19 protein-coding genes are annotated in these 16,372 nt (G+C 59.7%); 4 read left to right on the top strand and 15 right to left on the bottom strand.

Annotated elements, in window-relative coordinates; genetic code table 11:
- Positions 1–162 precede the first annotated feature (162 nt).
- Positions 163–1,083, bottom strand: coding sequence for a flagellin N-terminal helical domain-containing protein (locus PR017_RS01245; RefSeq protein WP_111216834.1), 921 nt, complete (start codon positions 1,081–1,083; stop codon positions 163–165).
- 258 nt (positions 1,084–1,341) lie between these two features.
- Entirely contained in the window at positions 1,342–2,256 is a 915-nt protein-coding gene (locus tag PR017_RS01240; RefSeq protein WP_111216832.1) for a flagellin N-terminal helical domain-containing protein, read from the bottom strand.
- A 325-nt stretch (positions 2,257–2,581) separates the two neighbouring features.
- Between PR017_RS01240 and PR017_RS01235 the strand changes: the two genes are divergently transcribed.
- Positions 2,582–4,525 (top strand): O-linked N-acetylglucosamine transferase, SPINDLY family protein, encoded by a 1,944-nt coding sequence (locus PR017_RS01235; protein WP_111216830.1) that lies wholly within the window; start codon positions 2,582–2,584, stop codon positions 4,523–4,525.
- Positions 4,526–4,586: 61 nt separating this feature from the next.
- Here PR017_RS01235 and fliP read toward each other — a convergent pair whose 3' ends face one another.
- The 13 genes from fliP to flgF form a co-directional block, all read right to left on the bottom strand.
- On the bottom strand, positions 4,587–5,324 hold the full coding sequence (gene fliP / locus PR017_RS01230) for a flagellar type III secretion system pore protein FliP (RefSeq protein ID WP_111216828.1): 738 nt from the start codon (positions 5,322–5,324) through the stop codon (positions 4,587–4,589).
- Entirely contained in the window at positions 5,321–5,827 is a 507-nt protein-coding gene (locus PR017_RS01225) for a flagellar basal body-associated FliL family protein (RefSeq protein WP_111216826.1), read from the bottom strand. The genes fliP and PR017_RS01225 overlap by 4 nt, the downstream gene beginning before the upstream one ends.
- 36 nt (positions 5,828–5,863) lie before the next feature.
- Positions 5,864–6,577: a flagellar basal body L-ring protein FlgH gene (gene flgH, locus PR017_RS01220; RefSeq protein WP_111216824.1), complete on the bottom strand. Its 714-nt coding sequence runs from the start codon at positions 6,575–6,577 to the stop codon at positions 5,864–5,866.
- A complete protein-coding gene (locus tag PR017_RS01215; protein WP_240538838.1) occupies positions 6,574–7,125 on the bottom strand; it encodes a MotE family protein in 552 nt (183 codons plus the stop codon). The genes flgH and PR017_RS01215 overlap by 4 nt, the downstream gene beginning before the upstream one ends.
- Complete coding sequence (locus tag PR017_RS01210; protein ID WP_111216822.1) at positions 7,122–8,240, bottom strand: flagellar basal body P-ring protein FlgI; 1,119 nt, start codon at positions 8,238–8,240, stop codon at positions 7,122–7,124. Before PR017_RS01210 ends, PR017_RS01215 begins: the two co-directional genes overlap by 4 nt.
- On the bottom strand, positions 8,237–8,728 hold the full coding sequence (gene flgA, locus PR017_RS01205) for a flagellar basal body P-ring formation chaperone FlgA (protein ID WP_111216820.1): 492 nt from the start codon (positions 8,726–8,728) through the stop codon (positions 8,237–8,239). Before flgA ends, PR017_RS01210 begins: the two co-directional genes overlap by 4 nt.
- A 17-nt stretch (positions 8,729–8,745) precedes the next feature.
- Complete coding sequence (gene flgG, locus PR017_RS01200) at positions 8,746–9,534, bottom strand: flagellar basal-body rod protein FlgG (protein WP_111216819.1); 789 nt, start codon at positions 9,532–9,534, stop codon at positions 8,746–8,748.
- A 17-nt stretch (positions 9,535–9,551) separates the two neighbouring features.
- The gene (gene fliE / locus PR017_RS01195) at positions 9,552–9,827 is read right to left on the bottom strand and encodes a flagellar hook-basal body complex protein FliE (protein ID WP_374113743.1); all 276 of its coding nucleotides are present in this window, start codon (positions 9,825–9,827) and stop codon (positions 9,552–9,554) included.
- Positions 9,828–9,928: 101 nt separating this feature from the next.
- Positions 9,929–10,342, bottom strand: coding sequence for a flagellar basal body rod protein FlgC (gene flgC / locus PR017_RS01190; protein WP_111216815.1), 414 nt, complete (start codon positions 10,340–10,342; stop codon positions 9,929–9,931).
- A gap of 3 nt (positions 10,343–10,345) precedes the next feature.
- Positions 10,346–10,738, bottom strand: a complete 393-nt coding sequence (flgB, locus tag PR017_RS01185; RefSeq protein WP_111216813.1) for a flagellar basal body rod protein FlgB — start codon at positions 10,736–10,738, stop codon at positions 10,346–10,348.
- A 197-nt stretch (positions 10,739–10,935) separates the two neighbouring features.
- A complete protein-coding gene (locus PR017_RS01180; RefSeq protein WP_425070011.1) occupies positions 10,936–11,493 on the bottom strand; it encodes a flagellar protein in 558 nt (185 codons plus the stop codon).
- Position 11,494: 1 nt separating this feature from the next.
- Complete coding sequence (gene fliI / locus PR017_RS01175; RefSeq protein WP_111216809.1) at positions 11,495–12,946, bottom strand: flagellar protein export ATPase FliI; 1,452 nt, start codon at positions 12,944–12,946, stop codon at positions 11,495–11,497.
- Between the two features lie 11 nt (positions 12,947–12,957).
- Complete coding sequence (flgF, locus tag PR017_RS01170) at positions 12,958–13,695, bottom strand: flagellar basal-body rod protein FlgF (protein WP_111216807.1); 738 nt, start codon at positions 13,693–13,695, stop codon at positions 12,958–12,960.
- 226 nt (positions 13,696–13,921) lie between these two features.
- On the opposite strand from flgF, the gene motA reads away from it, so the two are divergent.
- From motA to fliN, 3 genes are all read left to right on the top strand, one after another.
- Positions 13,922–14,794 carry a flagellar motor stator protein MotA gene (gene motA, locus PR017_RS01165; protein ID WP_111216805.1) on the top strand — a complete coding sequence of 291 codons (873 nt, stop codon included), beginning with the start codon at positions 13,922–13,924 and terminating at the stop codon, positions 14,792–14,794.
- A gap of 2 nt (positions 14,795–14,796) precedes the next feature.
- Positions 14,797–15,732, top strand: a complete 936-nt coding sequence (locus PR017_RS01160) for a FliM/FliN family flagellar motor switch protein (protein ID WP_111216985.1) — start codon at positions 14,797–14,799, stop codon at positions 15,730–15,732.
- Between the two features lie 66 nt (positions 15,733–15,798).
- On the top strand, positions 15,799–16,353 hold the full coding sequence (fliN, locus tag PR017_RS01155) for a flagellar motor switch protein FliN (RefSeq protein ID WP_111216803.1): 555 nt from the start codon (positions 15,799–15,801) through the stop codon (positions 16,351–16,353).
- Positions 16,354–16,372: the final 19 nt, after the last annotated feature.

Here is a 16,372-nt window from a genome sequence, read left to right as displayed (position 1 = left end):
CAGAGGTTAACTTGCCGTTTCAATAACCCTAGATGACACCATCATGGTTAATGAAAACTGAAGAGCTGGCGAAAATTTAGATAAAAAAAACCGCGCCTTAGGGGGGCGCGGTTAACCTATTTTTAAGAGTCGGCCAGCGGCCGGACTTTTACCCTTCTGCGCTTAACGGAAGAGCGACAGGATGCTCTGCGACGAGGAGTTGGCGATCGACAGCGACTGCACGGCCAGCTGCTGCTGTGTCTGCAGGGCAGACAGCTTGCTTGATTCCTGTTCCATGTTGGCGTCGACCAGCTTGCCAACACCCGAGGTGATGGAGTCGCTGAGCGAAGAGGCGAACGATGTCTGCAGATCGATGCGGCTCGACAGCGAACCCAGCTGTGCAGCAGCGCTGGTCATCGCAGACAGAGCCGATTCCACCATATTCATGGCGCTATCGATGCCGGCGCCGGTCATGCCCTTGATATCAAGGCTATAGACCGAGAAGCTCGACGAGCCGATTGTTTTGCCAGAGCCAAGGATACCTGTCGTCAGGTTGGCACCGCCGGAGCCGTCGGAGCCGAACAGGACGTTGCCCTGCGAGCTGGCGTCGAAGGCGAAGGCCGACGTGGTGACGGAAACGCCGCCGGAAGCGTTGCGAACGAAGGAAGACACGACCGAAGCGGAACCGCCGGAAGCTGCAACGACCCAGTTTTCACCGTTGAACGAAGCAGATGTGGCAACGCTCTTCAGCTGTGCCTGGAGCTGGGTGAGTTCGCCCTGAACCTTGGACTTGTCGACGCTACCTTCCTTGGCAGTGACGAGCTTGTCCTTGATCTGACTGACGATGGAGATCGAGCTGTCCATGGCAGTGTAGGCTGTGTCGACCTTGGCTGCACCGAGGCCGAGGGCGTCGGATACTGCACCGAGAGCGCCGACATCCGACTTCATCGTGGTGGCGACCGACCAATAGGTGGCGTTATCGGCAGCCTTGGAAATGCGCAGGCCAGTCGAAACGGCAGTCTGCGTGCTCGTCAAATTTGCGTTGACGTTGCGCAGTGTCTGCAGAGCAGACATTGCCGCATTGTTGGTGTTGATGCTTGTCATAGGATTCATTGCCCCTTTGGCACTGGTTAATAGAAGGGACATTCCGGGTCAGGGCCGGAAACGGCATCCAGCATCATGCCTGTTAACCTTTAATGTTAGGGTTAACTCGCCGTTTCATAGGCCTAGATGACACCAATACAGTTAAGGAAAGAAGAACGTCAAAGAAGAAATAGATTAAAAAAAACCGCGCCTTAGAGAGGCGCGGTTAATTCTTTGTTTAGGAAGGTTTACCGATCGCGAACGATCCGTATTCTTCGCTTAGCGGAAGAGCGACAGGATGCTCTGCGACGAGGAGTTGGCGATCGACAGCGACTGGATAGCCAGCTGCTGCTGTGTCTGCAGGGCAGACAGCTTGCTCGATTCCTGTTCCATGTTGGCGTCGACCAGCTTGCCAACACCCGAGGTGATAGCGTCGCTGAGCGAAGAGGCGAACGATGTCTGCAGGTCGATGCGGCTCGACAGCGAGCCCAGCTGTGCAGCAGCACTCGTCATGGCAGACAGAGCGGTTTCCACCATGTTCATGGCACTGTCGATCTGGCCGCCCGTCATGCCCTTGATGTTCAGGCTGGAGACCGAGAAGTTGCCGGCGCTGGAATCCTTGGTTCCGAGAATGCCCGACGTCGTGTCGATCTTACCAGAAACGGAGCCGAACAGGACGTTGCCCTTGGCGCCTGTGTCGAACGTGTATGTAGCTGACGAAACCGATACGCCGCCGGAAGCGTTGCGAACGAAGGAAGAAACGACCGAAGCATCGCCACCTGAGGCAGCGACGACCCAGTTTTCGCCGTTGAACGAAGCCGACTGCGCGACGCTCTGCAACTGCGACTGGAGTTGGGTAAGTTCTGCCTGAACCTTCGTCTTGTCGACACTGCCTTCCTTGGCCGTGACAAGCTTGTCCTTGATCTGGCCAACGATGTCGATGGCGCTATCCATCGCGGTGTAGGCGGTATCGACCTTGGCAGCACCGAGGCCGAGCGTGTCGGAGACTGCACCCAGTGCGCCGACATCGGACTTCATCGTCGTGGCAACCGACCAGTAGGTCGCATTGTCAGAAGCCTGGGAGATGCGCAGACCTGTGGAGACAGCCTTCTGCGTGCTGTTCAGGTTGGTGTTGACATTCCGCAAGGTCTGCAATGCAGCCATTGCGGAGTTGTTGGTTTTAATGCTCGTCATTTAGGTTTGTCCCCTGGACTGGATACAAATGGAGGGACATTACCGGACTTTTTTACCGGCGATCACGGAGCGGCTTCATGCCTCGGTGTCATCTTAATGAACACCAAACCCGTCATGTGTGATCAAAATCACATCTATTTATTTCCAACTACTTAAATCCTTTTGGAACCGCCGGAGTCCTTGGAGTCATCATTAACGACTGCTGAATCCGCTAATTTACGCTCCGGCCTGACGCAAGGTCCGAGCGCCATTATGGCACTCGAATCTCTGGAGACGGGCGTCGTCCGTCCCTGACTGTCATCACGATCCGCGTGGAGTTAGGCTCTTGAATTACAAAGCTGCTTTTTCGATCGCCTCCGATCACTACAGAAAAGGCCACTACACGCGGGCCCTCGAGGCGCTCAACGAGCTGATCGACGTCGATACCTCGCCGAAAACCTACGCCCTGCTTGCAAAGACACTGCAGAAACTCGGCTTCAAATCCGAGGCGGCCAGTTCTTTCGAACTCGCGGGTCGCCAGACGCCCGTGCGGGAGGAATATTTGCGCGAGGCTCTTTTGCTGCACTTCGAGAGCGGCAATGAAGACGAAGCGCTGGCTATCGGCTCGCTGATCTTCCCGGTGGCTCTCAAGGACCCCGACGTGGCGTTCGTGCTGGCCACCATCCTGCTCGCACGACAGGAGAAGGCACTGCTGGGGGGTCTCAAGAAGATCCTAGCCGACGGATTGCACCTGCGCCACCTGACCCTGGCGGCCAAGCTCCTGAGCGACGATCTCTACGACGACGGCAACCGCCATATCGCGGCAACGCTTTTCAAGCGATATCCCGACAACATCACCTTCCGAACACTGAGCCTGATCTTCAGCCGCGAGTTTTCGGACCTTGCCACCATCGATATCCAGGCGGCACCGGTGTATGCGGCAACGGCTTCGGGCAAGCTCGACTACGTCCGCTACGACAACCCCTTCTTCCACTTGCACTGGTGTGGTGACGAAGCCCTGAACAAGCTCGCGGTGCACGACTCCTCCCCGATTGCCGAAGGGCACAGCGACAAGCGCCGCAAGATGCCGCACACATGGAGCGAGAAGATCCGTCTTGGCTATCTGTCATCGGACTTCTGGCCCGGCCATGCGACGATGAAACTGATGCAGCGCGTTCTCGAGTTGCAGGACAGGGATCGTTTCGAGATCGTCCTGTTCGACCACTCGCCGCTCGACAGCCAGCAGGCCCAACCCTTCGACTTTTCCAAGTGGGGCCAGGTCGTCGATGTCCGTGACATGAGCGACAAGGCAGCAGCGGATCTCATCCGGTCTCACAACATCGACATCCTCGTCGATCTCAAGGGCCACACCAAGGATACGAGGGCAAAGATCCTCAACCACATGCCGGCGCCGATCCAGGTTGCCTGGCTTGGCTTTCCTGGCACGACCGTCAACATCGACCTCGACTACATCATCGGCGACCACTACGTCCTTCCTGATGCCTCGAAGGTGCATTTCCACGAAAAATTCTGCAGGTTGCCGGAATGCTACCAGCCGAACGACCCGACCCATCGCCCGAAGCCGCGCCCGACGAGCCGTGCCAAGCACGGCCTGCCGGAAGACGCCTTCGTGTTTGCGTCATTCAACGGCAACCGCAAGATTACTTCCAACATGGTCGACGTCTGGTGCAATATCCTCCGGCGGACCAAGAACACCGTGCTGTGGATCATCTGCAACGGACCGCGTGCGGAAGCCAACCTTGCCGCCCGCTTCGAGGCACGCGGCATCCATCGCAAGCGCATCGTATTCACCACCCGCATCCGCTATGACGAGCACATGGACCGTCAGGCACTGGCAGACCTTGGCATCGATACCTTTCCCGTCAACGGCCATACCACGACGTCGGAACAACTCTGGGGCGGCCTGCCCGTCCTGACCCTAAAGGGCACGAACTTCGCGTCCAGGGTTAGCGAGAGCCTGCTGAATGGCATCGGCGTACCGGAACTGGTTGCTCCGGACATGCAGGGCTACGAGGACATGGCCGTTGCACTGGCCAACGATCGGCTCCTTGTGCAGGAATACAAGGATCGGCTCATCCGCAACCGCTACATCATGCCGCTGTTCGACGCAGAGCGCTTCTGCGATCACCTGCAGATGGCTTTTGAAACCATGTACGAGCGCGGCAGACAAGGACTGGAGCCCGACCATTTCGACGTGCCCGCCCTGCCCCCGCGCACGGTGCCGTTCATGGTAGAGGACGAAAATCCGCACGCTATCGCCGCAGAATAGCTGGCGCGCGCCGGGGATACTCCGGCGCCGGCTCTGGCGTTGCGATTTATATCAAATCAGCTCAGTGGAAGGATCGGACGAGGCTGCCGACCAGCAGGTTCCAGCCGTCGATCAGCACGAAGAACAGGATCTTGAACGGCAACGAAATGGACGTCGGCGGCAGCATCATCATGCCCATCGCCATTACGATGGTCGAGACGATAAGATCGATCACCAGGAATGGCAGCACAACTAGGAAGCCGATCTCGAAGCCGCGGCGGATCTCGGAAATCATGAAGGCTGGAATAAGAACACGGTAGTCGATCTTGCTGTCGACGACGACTGTCTGGCCGCGTTCCTGGGCGAGATCGACGAACAGCTTGATGTCCTTCTCGCGCGTATTGGCGGACATGAAGGTGCGGAACGGCTCGGCGATGCGCTGCACGGCCTCCGTCTCATTGATCTGGTTTGCCAGAAGAGGCGCGCCGCCATCCTTCCATGCCTGGTCGAAAGTCGGTGCCATGACATAGAAAGTCATGAACAGCGCCAGGCTTAGCAGGATCATGTTGGACGGGGTGGTGGAGAGGCCCATGCCGGAGCGCAGGATCGAAAACGCGATGATGAAGCGCGGGAAGCTGGTGACCATCACCAGGATGCCGGGAGCCACCGACAGGATGGTCAGAAGGCCGAAAGTCCGGATGATCCAGGCCGCTGCCGAGCCGCTGACAGGCGCGTTGAAGAGGTCTGTCGGAAGCTGTTGCGCCGCCGCCAACTCGGGCACCGCCATGATGGCGATGAAAAAGCATAGAAATCGAATCATTCGATGACGAAGGTTCTGAACATCACCTTCGATACGCGCCCTTCCGAGCGCAGGTCAACACGTTCCTGAATGTCGTCCCTAAGATATTGAAAGCCGCGCGGACCCTCGATCTGCTGGAGGGAAACCGTGCGGATATAGGCGAGGATATCCTGGTGGATGTCTTCCGCCATCTTGACGTCCGTCGGCCCCTTGAACATCAATGCGACCTCGAGCCGAACCCAGTTTTCCGATGGGTAGGCGAGGTTGGATGTGATGGGGTCGAGTTGCAGGATGCCGTTGGCCTCGGGGACAATGGTTGGCAGCGCGCCCTCCTCGCCCTTCTTGCCGCCAGCCTCGGGCTTTGCCTCGGCTGCCTGGGCCTTTTCCGCAGTGAGGATCTTCGGCGCAACCATCTTGCCGATTGCCCAGCCGCCGCCGGCGCCGACCAGTGTCAGCACCAGCACGCCGGCGATCAACGGGATCAAAGCACTCTTCTTTTTCTTGCCGTCTTCGTCGTCTGCCATGACGGTCCGCCTTTCGTTGTGTCTCGTCTGCAGCCGTTACAATGGCGACAGAAGGTCGACGGCCTGCTGGCCGCGCGGCGGCTGCTGGATTTCCGTCAGGCGACCGCGGCCCCCGTAGGAGATGCGGGCTTCGGCAATCTTTTCATAGGAGATGGTATTCTCGGCCGTGACGTCCTGCGGCCTGACAATGCCGGCGACGTTGAGAATGCGGATTTCCTGGTTCATGCGGACTTCCTGCGAGCCGCTGATGACGAGGTTGCCATTTTCCAGGATGCCGGTGACGACGGCGGCGACCAGCAGTGTGACCTGCTCGGAGCGCTGCATCTTGCCCTTGGCGTCGGTGGAGGTGTCAGAGCCGTATGTACCGGTTCCCGTCGTCTTCGGGTTCCAGCCCAGAATATTGGCGTTGACGTCGTAGTTCATGCCGCTCTTGTTGGTCCGGTCGCGATTGGTCTCGTTATCCCAGTTGGCCTTGTCGTTGATCGAGATGTTGACCGTCATGATGTCGCCGACATTCAACGCGCGGGCATCCTTGAACAGCGCCGCCTGGGAATCGCTCCACAGCGAATAGCCCTGGGCCACCTGATGCGGCCGCTTCGGATAGAGGGACATCTGCGGCGTCTGGGCGTATTGCAGCCCGCTGCCGATCGGGCTCATGGCCGGCGCCCGGCCGATCTCCTTGATCGCCTGCGACTGGCAACCGCCGAGGAACACCATTGCAGCCAATGTGACGGGGAGCGACTTGTTCATTGTGTGTCCTTGGCCTTCGACGTGTTCGGATCAGACGCGCTGGACATGATGTTGGTCACGGTCGCCGCCTTCTGCGGGTCCATTTCGCTGAGGATGAGGCTTGCCTGGCTTGGTTTCAGCTTCATGATGATCGCCGAAGCGATGGTGATCTTCACGTCGTTGAGACTGGCAGCTGCTGCATCCGGCTTCATGTTCTTGTAGATCTGGACGAGGCCGTCATCGGCCTTGGCAAGGAAGTCGTTGCGGCGATTGAGCCAGTCCTCGTACTCGGCCTTGCGTTTGTCCATGATGGCAATGCGGGCGTCGACATCGGCCTGGAGTTTTTCCAGCGCCTGCTTCTGCAGCAGGTAGCGCTGGTCGCGAGCGGGCTCCGCGATGTTGGTGCAGAACTGGCGGATCTCGTCCTGGCTGCTCGATGGATCGACCGCCGGCTTTGCCGTGTCCTCGGCAAACGCGCCGGGGATGGTCAACAGCGCCGCACTGACTGCCGCCAGGGCGACAGTCTTGCAGCTGGCCCGAAGATGCACGAGGACGTCTCTACCCATCATTGAAGCACGAGCTCCGCTTGCAGTGCGCCAGCCGATTTGATGCCCTGGAGAATGGCGATGATGCCATCGGGCTTGACGCCGATATTGTTGAGACCGGACACCAGGGTCTTCAGGTCGGGCCCCTGCAGGACCGCGACGCGGCCGCCTGACTTGGTCGCCGAGATATCGGTCTGGTCCTGGACGGCCGTCTCGCCGTTGCTGAAGGGCTGAGGCTGGATGATTTGCGGGTTCTCGCTGACCTGAACGGTCAACGTTCCATAGCTCACGGCGACCGGCGAGACGCGGACGTCGGCACCGATGATGATCGTTCCGGTGCGCTCGTTGATGACAACCTTGGCCGGCGTGTCGGTCTGGACTTCGAGGTTTTCGAGGTCGGCCATCAACCGGGTAAGATCGGCCGTCTTCGGCTTGGCAATCGCCACTTCCTGCGAATCCTTGGCTTCGGCAATCGGCGCGCCGAAACGCGATGAGGCGTAGGCATTGACCGTGTCGGCGATGCGGATCGAGGTCGAGAAATCGGGGTTGCGCAGCTGCAGGACGAGATTGACCGAGTCCTTGAAGCGCGACGGCAGTTCGCGCTCGACGATGGCGCCTCCGGGCACGCGGCCGGCAGTCGTGACGCCTTCGGTCACCGTTGCAGCAGCGCCTTGGGCCTGAAAGCCCGAAACGATGACGGAGCCTTGCGCGACGGCATAGATCTGGCCATCGGCACCGCTGAGCGATGTCATGATCAGCGTACCACCACGCAGCGAGCTTGCGTCGCCGAGCGAGCTGACCGTCACGTCGATGCGGCTGCCGGGGCTGGCGAATGGGGGAAGGTTTGAAGTCACCATGACAGCGGCGGTGTTCTTCGCGCTGGACTGGCCGCCTTGTGTCGAGATACCGAGATTCTGGAGCATGGCGCGCATGGATTGCTCGGTGAACGGCGACGATCGCAGGCCGTCGCCGGTCCCCTGCAGGCCGACAATCAGGCCGTAGCCGATCAGCTGGTTGTCGCGGCCGGCCTGCAGCGAGGCAATGTCCTTGATGCGCGAACTCATCGCTGCCGCCGGACCGGGTGCGGTCAGGCTTGGCAGCATGAGCAGGATGGCCAGGAAAAGACGCAGGCTTCTCATTTTGCTACCACACGGATCGTACCGTTCTCGAGGACCGTGCCGTTGACGATGATACCGGAATCGATGTTGCGGGCGCGGACCTTGTCGCCGATAGAACCGTCGTCGAGGGGCGTTCCGGCAGCCGAAATCATCATGTCGCCCATGCTCATCACGAGCCGGACGTTGGAACCGCGCGTCACGGCAAATGGCTGGCGAAGCGCGGAGATCGCGATCGTCCGGCCGGAGAGCAATGTCCGCTTCGACACCCGGCCGACGACCTCGTCGATCGAGTGGGCGAAGTCGCCGGTGAGGTTCGGATTGGTGATCTGCACCTCTTCCAGCTGACCGCTGCTGATGACGTCGCCGGGATATATGGCTTCCGTCGGCACGACCGCCTTGCCCATTCCCAGATCTTCCGCACTGGCGCTGGGGGCCAGCACGAACCCGCATGCCAGGCCGACGACGGCGAGCCACGCGACTGCAACGCTTTTTGCCTGGCGAACGATCATGTCCGGCCCTCTCTCTGCTACTTGAGGTTTTTGCTGACCACCGAGGCCATGTCGTCGGCCGTGGTGATAACCTTGGAATTCATTTCGTAGGCGCGCTGGGCCGTAATCAGCTCGGTGATTTCCTTCACCGGGTCGACGTTCGACGATTCCAGGTAGCCCTGCTTGATCGCGCCGAAGCCATCGAGATTGGGATTGGAAACAACGGGATCGCCAGAGGCCGGCGTCTGGGTGAACAGATTGCTGCCCATTGGCTGCAGGCCTGCCTCGTTGACGAAATTGGCAAGCTGCATCTGTCCGAGGATCGTCGGCGTAGCCGACGTGCCGATGGTGGCCGAAATTTCGCCAGAAGTGCTGATCGTGATCTTGCTGGCATTGCTCGGAACGGTGATCCCAGGCTGCAGGACGTTACCGTCGACGGTAACGATCTGGCCGGTGTCGCTCTTGTTGAAGGAGCCGGCGCGGGTATAGGCCGTCGTGCCATCGGGCATCTGGATCTGGAACCAGCCGCGACCGACGACCGCGACGTCGAGATCGTTCTCGGTCTGCGACAATTCGCCCTGGATATGGATGTTGCGGACGGCGGACGTCTGCACGCCGAGACCGATATTGGCGCCCTCGGGTACAGCTGCCTGGTTGGGGCGGTTGGAGATGCCCTTGGCCCGTTCCGTCTGGTAGAGAAGGTCCGAAAACTCGGCGCGGGAGCGCTTGTAAGCCGTCGTGTTGATGTTCGCGATGTTGTTCGCGATGACCTCGAGATTGGTCTGCTGGGCATCCATGCCCGTAGCCGCAATGGCAAGCGCTCTCATGTCTTCGTCCGATCCCGTTAAATCTGCATTTTCGTGATGTCTAGGAAGGCCGAAACAAGCTTGTCACGGACTGCGACTGTCGTTTGCAGTGTCTGGTTGGCCTGCATCACCGCATCGACCACCTCGCGAGTGCCCATGGTGCCCTTGATCCCGGCGAAGGAGGCAGCTTCAGCCCCCTTCAGGGTGCTGACCGTATCCTTGGCCATATTGCTCATGACAGAAGCAAAGCTCATGCCGGTGTCGGCGCCAGGCGTTGCGCCCGGGGTGGTCACGCCAGTCGACAGACCGGGCATCATGCCTGTTGTCAGCGATGAGGACGCGTCCTCCGAAACGCTGCCGAGGCCGCGCGTCATCGAAGAAAGGGAGGTGAGACTTTTGATAGCGTCAATCATGATCAGGACTTCAACAAATCGATGGTGGAATTGATAAGATCGCGCGATTGCTTGATCGTCTGGAGATTGGCCTCGTAGGAGCGATTGGCTTCGCGCATATCGGCCATTTCAACGAGAACGTTGACGTTCGGCATCTTGACGTAACCCCTCTGGTCCGCAGCCGGATTGCCGGGGTCGTACTCCTCGACGAACTTGCCCTGGTCCTGGCCGACTTTCTTGACGCCCACCGTGGTCAGGTTGTTGGTGTGGTCGAGTTCGGCACCAAAGGTCACCGTCTTGCGGCGGTAAGGGCTTGCGCCTGGCGTGTCGCCCGTCGAACGCGCGTTGGCGATATTTTCCGAAACGATGCGCAGGCGGGTCGATTGAGCTTCGAGACCTGAGCCTGCCACCTTCATGGCAGCAGTTAATGGATCCATTTTTTATTTCCCCACGACCATCATCATCATGCGATTGAAGGAACTGACGAGGGCGGTGTTCAAACCGTACTGCCGCTGAATTTCACCGGTCTTGGTCAGTTCGGATTCCAGGCCAACGGTGTTGCCAGATTCCTGGACACCGATTTCCTGATCTAGAGAGGCTTCCTCGACACCGACTTTGCCGGTGGTGCCCATTTCGCTGCCTGAAAGATGCGCCGGGTTCGTGCGCGCCATGCCAACCGTCTGGTTGTTGAGCACGGCTTCGAACGGCGTGACGTCCTTGGCATGGAATTTGGGGGTGTTGGCGTTGGCGATGTTGCCTGCAACCACCTGCTGACGCACCGACAACCATTCTGCTTGGCGCGATGCTAGGTCAAAAAGCTGGATCGGTTGCATGGGGATCATCTCCATTCGTATGCCTAGACACTAGGCCGGTAATCTTGCGTGGGACTTGCGGCAAACACGTTTGATTGCGTAACATCGAATATGCGCGGCCATCACCGATACGCCTCTACTCCCAGCACCGAGCTGGCGATGCTGCCTTCCTTCCGGTCCGGAGGTTTTCAATAAATGAAGCGGTCGAGGGCGCGCCGTCAGTTGGCGTCGTAGACGGCGCCGGTCGAGGTGATCATCACCCACTTGCCCTTGCGCTGCTCGAGGCGCGAAAGGCGGCTGTTGTCGGGAAGGACAGACCCGATCCTCACGACATACATGCCGGCTGCATCCTGAATGAGCGCACGACCGTTCGAAACGTGCAGCAGGCGGAAATCGGAGACGCCGGGAAACGGCTGGTTTTCGGCATCGGCGCCTTTGACGTCGGCGGGAGCGGCGGTGCCGGTCGTCGCCGTCGTCAATTGATCGGTATCGAGGGGAGGCTTGCTGTCCGTCTCGTTGCTGTTGGCCAATCCCATCGGGGAGACGCTGAAGACGTTGCGCTGTTCCCAGCTGCTCGGCAAAGCACGGGTGCGTTCGCCCTCGGCAACCTGCATGCCGAACTTGTCGGGGTTCAGGAATACATACCAGGGGAAGAAAGCAGACAGGGCGGCCAGCGCCAGGCCGGCACCCTTCAGCGCTGTATCGCCGCGCAGGACACGCTTGCGCTTCTGCTCCGTCAACGGCTTTGCGCCGGCGTCTGTATCCATTGCTTTCACGTCAGCCTCTAGGTCTTGCGTTGGCCGGGGCGGCAGCACCATTCTTCAACGCCGTTGCAAGGTCGGTGAAGGCATCGATCGAGGGGCGATCGTTCGGCAACTGCTTCAGAACGTCGTAGATGAGCGGAACCTGCTTGATCGCCATGTCGACGTCCGCGTCGCTACCGGCCCGGTAACCGCCGATGAGACGGAGATCCCGGGTCTCCTCGAAGCGATGGACGAGCGACTTCAGCCGCGACACCAGCTTCTCCTGGTCCGGCGTCCATGCCTTGCGGGCAAGACGCGAGACCGACGACAGCGGATCGATCGGCGGATAGCGTCCCTCTTCGGCTAGGCTGCGCTGCAGGACGATATGGCCATCGAGAATGCCGCGGGTGGAGTCGGCGATCGGGTCGTTATGATTGTCCCCATCGACCAGGATCGAGATGATCGCGGTGATTGTCCCGGTGCCTTCAGGACCGGGACCGGCGCGCTCGAGCAGGCGCGGCAGTTCGGTAAACACAGAGGCCGGATAGCCACGGGCAATCGGCGGCTCGCCGGACGCCGTCGCGACTTCACGGATGGCGTGGGCAAAGCGCGTGACGCTGTCGACGATGAGCAGCACGTTGTCGCCGGCATCGCGGAAATGCTCGGCGATTGTGATGGCTGCGAGCGGCGCCATCTTGCGCAGCATCGGGCTTTCATCGCTGGTTGCGACGACTGCGACCGACTTGCTCATATGCGGACCGAGCGTGTCTTCGATGAACTCGCGGACTTCGCGGCCACGCTCGCCGACCAGCGCGATGACGACCTTGTCGAAAGCCTCGGCGCGCGCCAGCATCGACAGCAGCGTCGACTTGCCGACGCCGGAGCCCGCAAAGATGCCGAGGCGCTGGCCAAGGCACAGCGGCGTGAAGATATCGATCGCGCGGACGCCGGTCTTGAACCCGGTCTCGACGCGCTGACGGGTCATCGACGGCGGAGCGAGGTTCGAGATCGAGCGCGGCGTGGAGCCTTGCGTCAAGGGACCCAGCCCATCGATAGGCTCGCCCAGCGAATTGATCGTGCGCCCACACCAGTCGCTGGACGGGCTGATGCGGAAGGCACCCTTCTGGATGACCTTGTCGTGAATGCCGATCGGCTCCCCCGGCTCGATTGGGCAGACGAAGATCAGGTCCTGCTCGACCCGCACGACTTCGCCGAGGTGGACGCCTGTCGGAGACAGATGGCCGACGAATTCGCCAAGCCGGACGTGCCGCGAGAGGCCGGAGACGGTGTAGTGACCGGCGGCAATGGTCCTGACATGGCCGCCATGGGCAACGGCGTTCTCCGGCGTGCCGTAGTAGCGGGCAAGCTCGGCGAGTTGCCCAAGCTTCTGTGAAATCGGTATTTCCGGCAGCACAGGGCCTGCCGGCGTCTCATCCGGATCTTCAAGGTCCAGCGGATCCAAGATCGTGTCTTCGAGTTGATCCATCTACCGACCCCTTACGATGACTTGCTGCCGAGGGTCTTGATTGCCTCGTCGAGCGAGCTCTCGCTCGAGCCCGTCAGCGTCGATATGTTGTCGAAGGCGCGGCTGACTTCGATCAGCTGCGTCATCTCGCGCATGCCGTTGACGTTCGAATTTTCGAGATATCCTTGAGCAACGCCGACCTTGGAACTGTCGACGACCGCCTGCGGTGTCTGCGAGGCAATGATGCCGCTGTTGGAATAGCGCACGAAGCCCTTGCTGAGGTCGGCGGTATAGAGACCGATCGTGCCCATCTGCTTGTTATTCTGGAAAATCTCGCCGGTGGCCGTGACATTGGGTTCGCCGCCCTGCGGATTGAGCTGGATCTGGCCGCCATTGGGATCGAGCACGGGGAAGCCCCGCTCCGATACAAGGGCTCCAGTCGACGTCATCGAGAACCGTCCGTCTCGGGTGAGCACTGTGCCTGCGGGGGTGTTGATGCCGAACCAGGCATCGCCCTTGACCGCGAAGTCGAACAGGCTGCCGGTGTTCTGCAGTTCGCCGGTCTCGGTTGAGAGATAATCGTTGCCTTGCGTCACGAAGGCGACCTTGGAGCCGAGCTTGTTGTCGGTGTTGCTGAGCACCTGGTTGAACTTGACCTCCGTGCCGCGAAAGCCGGTGGTGTTCACATTGGCCATGTTGTCGGCGATCGTCGTCAGCCGCCGTTCGAGGGCCATCTGCGAGGATAGAGATACATAGATACCAGACTGCATTGCAACGCCCTCCGGACATTGGAGAATAACGGAAATGGAAGCCGCCCGTGGCTTGCGTGTCCATTCGTTAGATGGGCATGGATGCCCTTGCCCTGCCTTATCTCAGCACTTCCTTGTGCGAAGCTGACACTATGGAAGACTTGGCAAAAACGGCGTGGGAAACAGCCTCACGCAAGATAGGCAACCTACTCCAGACATCAGAAACAACGTCAGGTATGGACCGTCGATGAACATCATAATCGGATTCGTTGTGACCTTTGGTTGCATCATCGGTGGCTTTATGGCCATGGGTGGCCATCTCGGTGCGCTGATGCAGCCATTCGAGTTCCTGGTGATCGGGGGTGCCGGATTCGGTGGCTTCATCATGGCCAACACCATGAAAGTCATCAAGGATTCCGGGAAAGCACTGGGAGAGGCTTTCAAGCATTCGGTGCCGAAGGAACGCAACTACCTCGACGTCCTCGGCGTCCTCTATGCCCTGATGCGCGACTTGCGCACCAAGTCGCGCAACGAGATCGAAGCCCATATCGACAATCCGGACGAATCCTCGATCTTCCAGACGGCGCCGACGATCCTGAAGAACAAGGAACTGACGGCCTTCATCTGCGACTATGTCCGCCTGATCATCATCGGCAATGCCCGCTCACACGAGATCGAGGCGCTGATGGACGAGGAAATAAACACCATCCTGCATGACAAGATGAAGCCCTTCTACGCCATCTCGACGATGGGCGACGCCTTCCCGGCTATCGGTATCGTCGCGGCCGTTCTCGGCGTCATCAAGGCGATGAGCCACATCAACGATCCACCGGAAGTGCTGGGCGAGCTGATCGGCTCGGCGCTGGTCGGCACCTTCCTCGGCATCCTGCTGTCCTATTCGGTGTGTGCACCGCTGGTTTCGCAGATCAAGATCGTCCGCAGCAAGCAGCATCGCCTCTATGTCATCGTCAAGCAGACGCTGCTGGCCTACATGAACGGCTCCGTTCCGCAGGTTGCCCTCGAATACGGCCGCAAGACAATTTCGGCTTATGAGCGTCCCTCGATCGATGCCGTCGAGCAGGAAATGATGAATCCGGGCGGCGAGAACAAGGCAGCTTGATGATGGATGATACACCGCGTACGCCGATGAGTCCGACCCTTCTCGCCAAGCTGACCGGCGGCCTGGGCGATCACCAGCGGGTCGAGAAACTTTGTGCCTCGATCGGTCAGGTCTACAGCGAATTCCTACCTGACCTTATCAAGAGCGAGATCGGCATCGACGTCGTCGTCTCCTATGCCGGCAGCAAGACCGGCGCCATGGACGAACTGATCGAAGGGCTTGGAGCCAACGTCGCCGTCGTCCACGGCTCGTTGCGCAACTGGTCGCCGAACTTCGTGCTGGGCTGCGGCGCGGGATTTATCCTGACGCTGATGGAGCGGATGCTGGGCGCGATGCCCGAGACGATTACAACACCGAAGCTGCGGCCGCTCTCGCTGATGGAGCTCGACCTTGCCGTCATGGTGTTCGACAAGATCGCCAGCGTGCTGCGCTCCGCCGTCAACGCACCGGGCGGTTTCGAGCCCTATCTCGAGCCAGCGCAGAATATCGAGGACCGCAAGCCGCCGGCGGAAGGCCAGCCGGACGAGTATGCGGCAGCCATCAAGATGTCGATCAAGCTCGGCGCCGCCACATCGCATTTCATGCTGGTGGTGCCGCAGAAGGTGCTGCTGAAAACCGTCGTCACACCGCCGAAAGCAAAGAACCAGACGGTGAAGTCGGAAGCCTGGACGCAACAGATCAAGGAACAGGTTCAACGCTCGCACGTGACGATCGATGCCCGTATCCGGCTGGAATCGCTGACGCTGGAGACGATCTCCAAGCTTGCCGTCGGCGACGTCATTCCCTTCATGGACAGCAGCGATGTGAATGTCGAAGTCAGCGCCAACGGCAAGGACATCTATATCTGCGAATTCGGCAAGTCCGGCGAAAACTACACGGTGCGCGTCAAGGACACGGTCAACTCCGATAGCGAATTGCTCAAGCACCTGATGAATTGATCGGTTTCCAAAGCCCGGGGCTGCCAACGGCAGCTTGAGGCAAGTTTCAGATGGAATAGTAAAGTTATGGCACCCAGGAAAACAAAAACTGTTGGCGAAGACGCTCTCGACCTGCCCGGCAACGAGGACGAGTTGAACGATGCGATCGACGGTTTGCGCGGCGTCCTGAAAAAGGATGCCGGCGACCTTTCAGACTTCGGCGGCGATTTCGGCGCTGAGGAGGACGACGCTGCAGCGTCGCCGATGAGCCTTTCCAGTTTTGGCGATTTCGGCGATGATAGCGCATCGACAGATTCGGACCTTGGCGACATCGGGGATTTCGGCGGTTCTTCGTTTGAGACACAGCAGGCGCCAGGCAGCGCGCTGACGTCGAACATGGACCTGATCATGGACATCCCGATCGATGTCCAGATCGTGCTTGGCAGCAGCCGCATGCAGGTCTCCGGCCTGATGAACCTGACGGAAGGGGCGATCATCGCCCTCGACAAGAAAATCGGCGAGCCGGTTGAGATCACGGTCAACGGTCGGCGGATTGCCCGCGGCGAAATCACCGTGCTGGAAAATGACGATACGCGCTTCGGGATCAAGCTTATTGAAGTTTTGGGCACGAAGAAAGCCTAATACCCCCCAAGTCTGGGAC

This window comes from Rhizobium tumorigenes (assembly GCF_003240565.2).
Lineage (GTDB): Bacteria > Pseudomonadota > Alphaproteobacteria > Rhizobiales > Rhizobiaceae > Rhizobium > Rhizobium tumorigenes.
This window is presented reverse-complemented; position numbering and strand designations above follow the sequence as displayed.

Bases quoted from the DNA above. Each gene is read 5' to 3' on its own strand.
- PR017_RS01245 (WP_111216834.1), bottom strand. From the start codon at position 1,083: ATGACAAGCATCAACACCAACAATGCGGCAATGTCTGCTCTGCAGACA.
- PR017_RS01240 (WP_111216832.1), bottom strand. From the start codon at position 2,256: ATGACGAGCATTAAAACCAACAACTCCGCAATGGCTGCATTGCAGACC.
- fliP (WP_111216828.1), bottom strand. From the start codon at position 5,324: ATGATTCGATTTCTATGCTTTTTCATCGCCATCATGGCGGTGCCCGAG.
- PR017_RS01225 (WP_111216826.1), bottom strand. From the start codon at position 5,827: ATGGCAGACGACGAAGACGGCAAGAAAAAGAAGAGTGCTTTGATCCCG.
- flgH (WP_111216824.1), bottom strand. From the start codon at position 6,577: ATGAACAAGTCGCTCCCCGTCACATTGGCTGCAATGGTGTTCCTCGGC.
- PR017_RS01215 (WP_240538838.1), bottom strand. From the start codon at position 7,125: ATGATGGGTAGAGACGTCCTCGTGCATCTTCGGGCCAGCTGCAAGACT.
- PR017_RS01210 (WP_111216822.1), bottom strand. From the start codon at position 8,240: ATGAGAAGCCTGCGTCTTTTCCTGGCCATCCTGCTCATGCTGCCAAGC.
- flgA (WP_111216820.1), bottom strand. From the start codon at position 8,728: ATGATCGTTCGCCAGGCAAAAAGCGTTGCAGTCGCGTGGCTCGCCGTC.
- flgG (WP_111216819.1), bottom strand. From the start codon at position 9,534: ATGAGAGCGCTTGCCATTGCGGCTACGGGCATGGATGCCCAGCAGACC.
- fliE (WP_374113743.1), bottom strand. From the start codon at position 9,827: ATGCCCGGTCTGTCGACTGGCGTGACCACCCCGGGCGCAACGCCTGGC.
- flgC (WP_111216815.1), bottom strand. From the start codon at position 10,342: ATGGATCCATTAACTGCTGCCATGAAGGTGGCAGGCTCAGGTCTCGAA.
- flgB (WP_111216813.1), bottom strand. From the start codon at position 10,738: ATGCAACCGATCCAGCTTTTTGACCTAGCATCGCGCCAAGCAGAATGG.
- fliI (WP_111216809.1), bottom strand. From the start codon at position 12,946: ATGGATCAACTCGAAGACACGATCTTGGATCCGCTGGACCTTGAAGAT.
- flgF (WP_111216807.1), bottom strand. From the start codon at position 13,695: ATGCAGTCTGGTATCTATGTATCTCTATCCTCGCAGATGGCCCTCGAA.
- motA (WP_111216805.1), top strand. From the start codon at position 13,922: ATGAACATCATAATCGGATTCGTTGTGACCTTTGGTTGCATCATCGGT.
- PR017_RS01160 (WP_111216985.1), top strand. From the start codon at position 14,797: ATGGATGATACACCGCGTACGCCGATGAGTCCGACCCTTCTCGCCAAG.
- fliN (WP_111216803.1), top strand. From the start codon at position 15,799: ATGGCACCCAGGAAAACAAAAACTGTTGGCGAAGACGCTCTCGACCTG.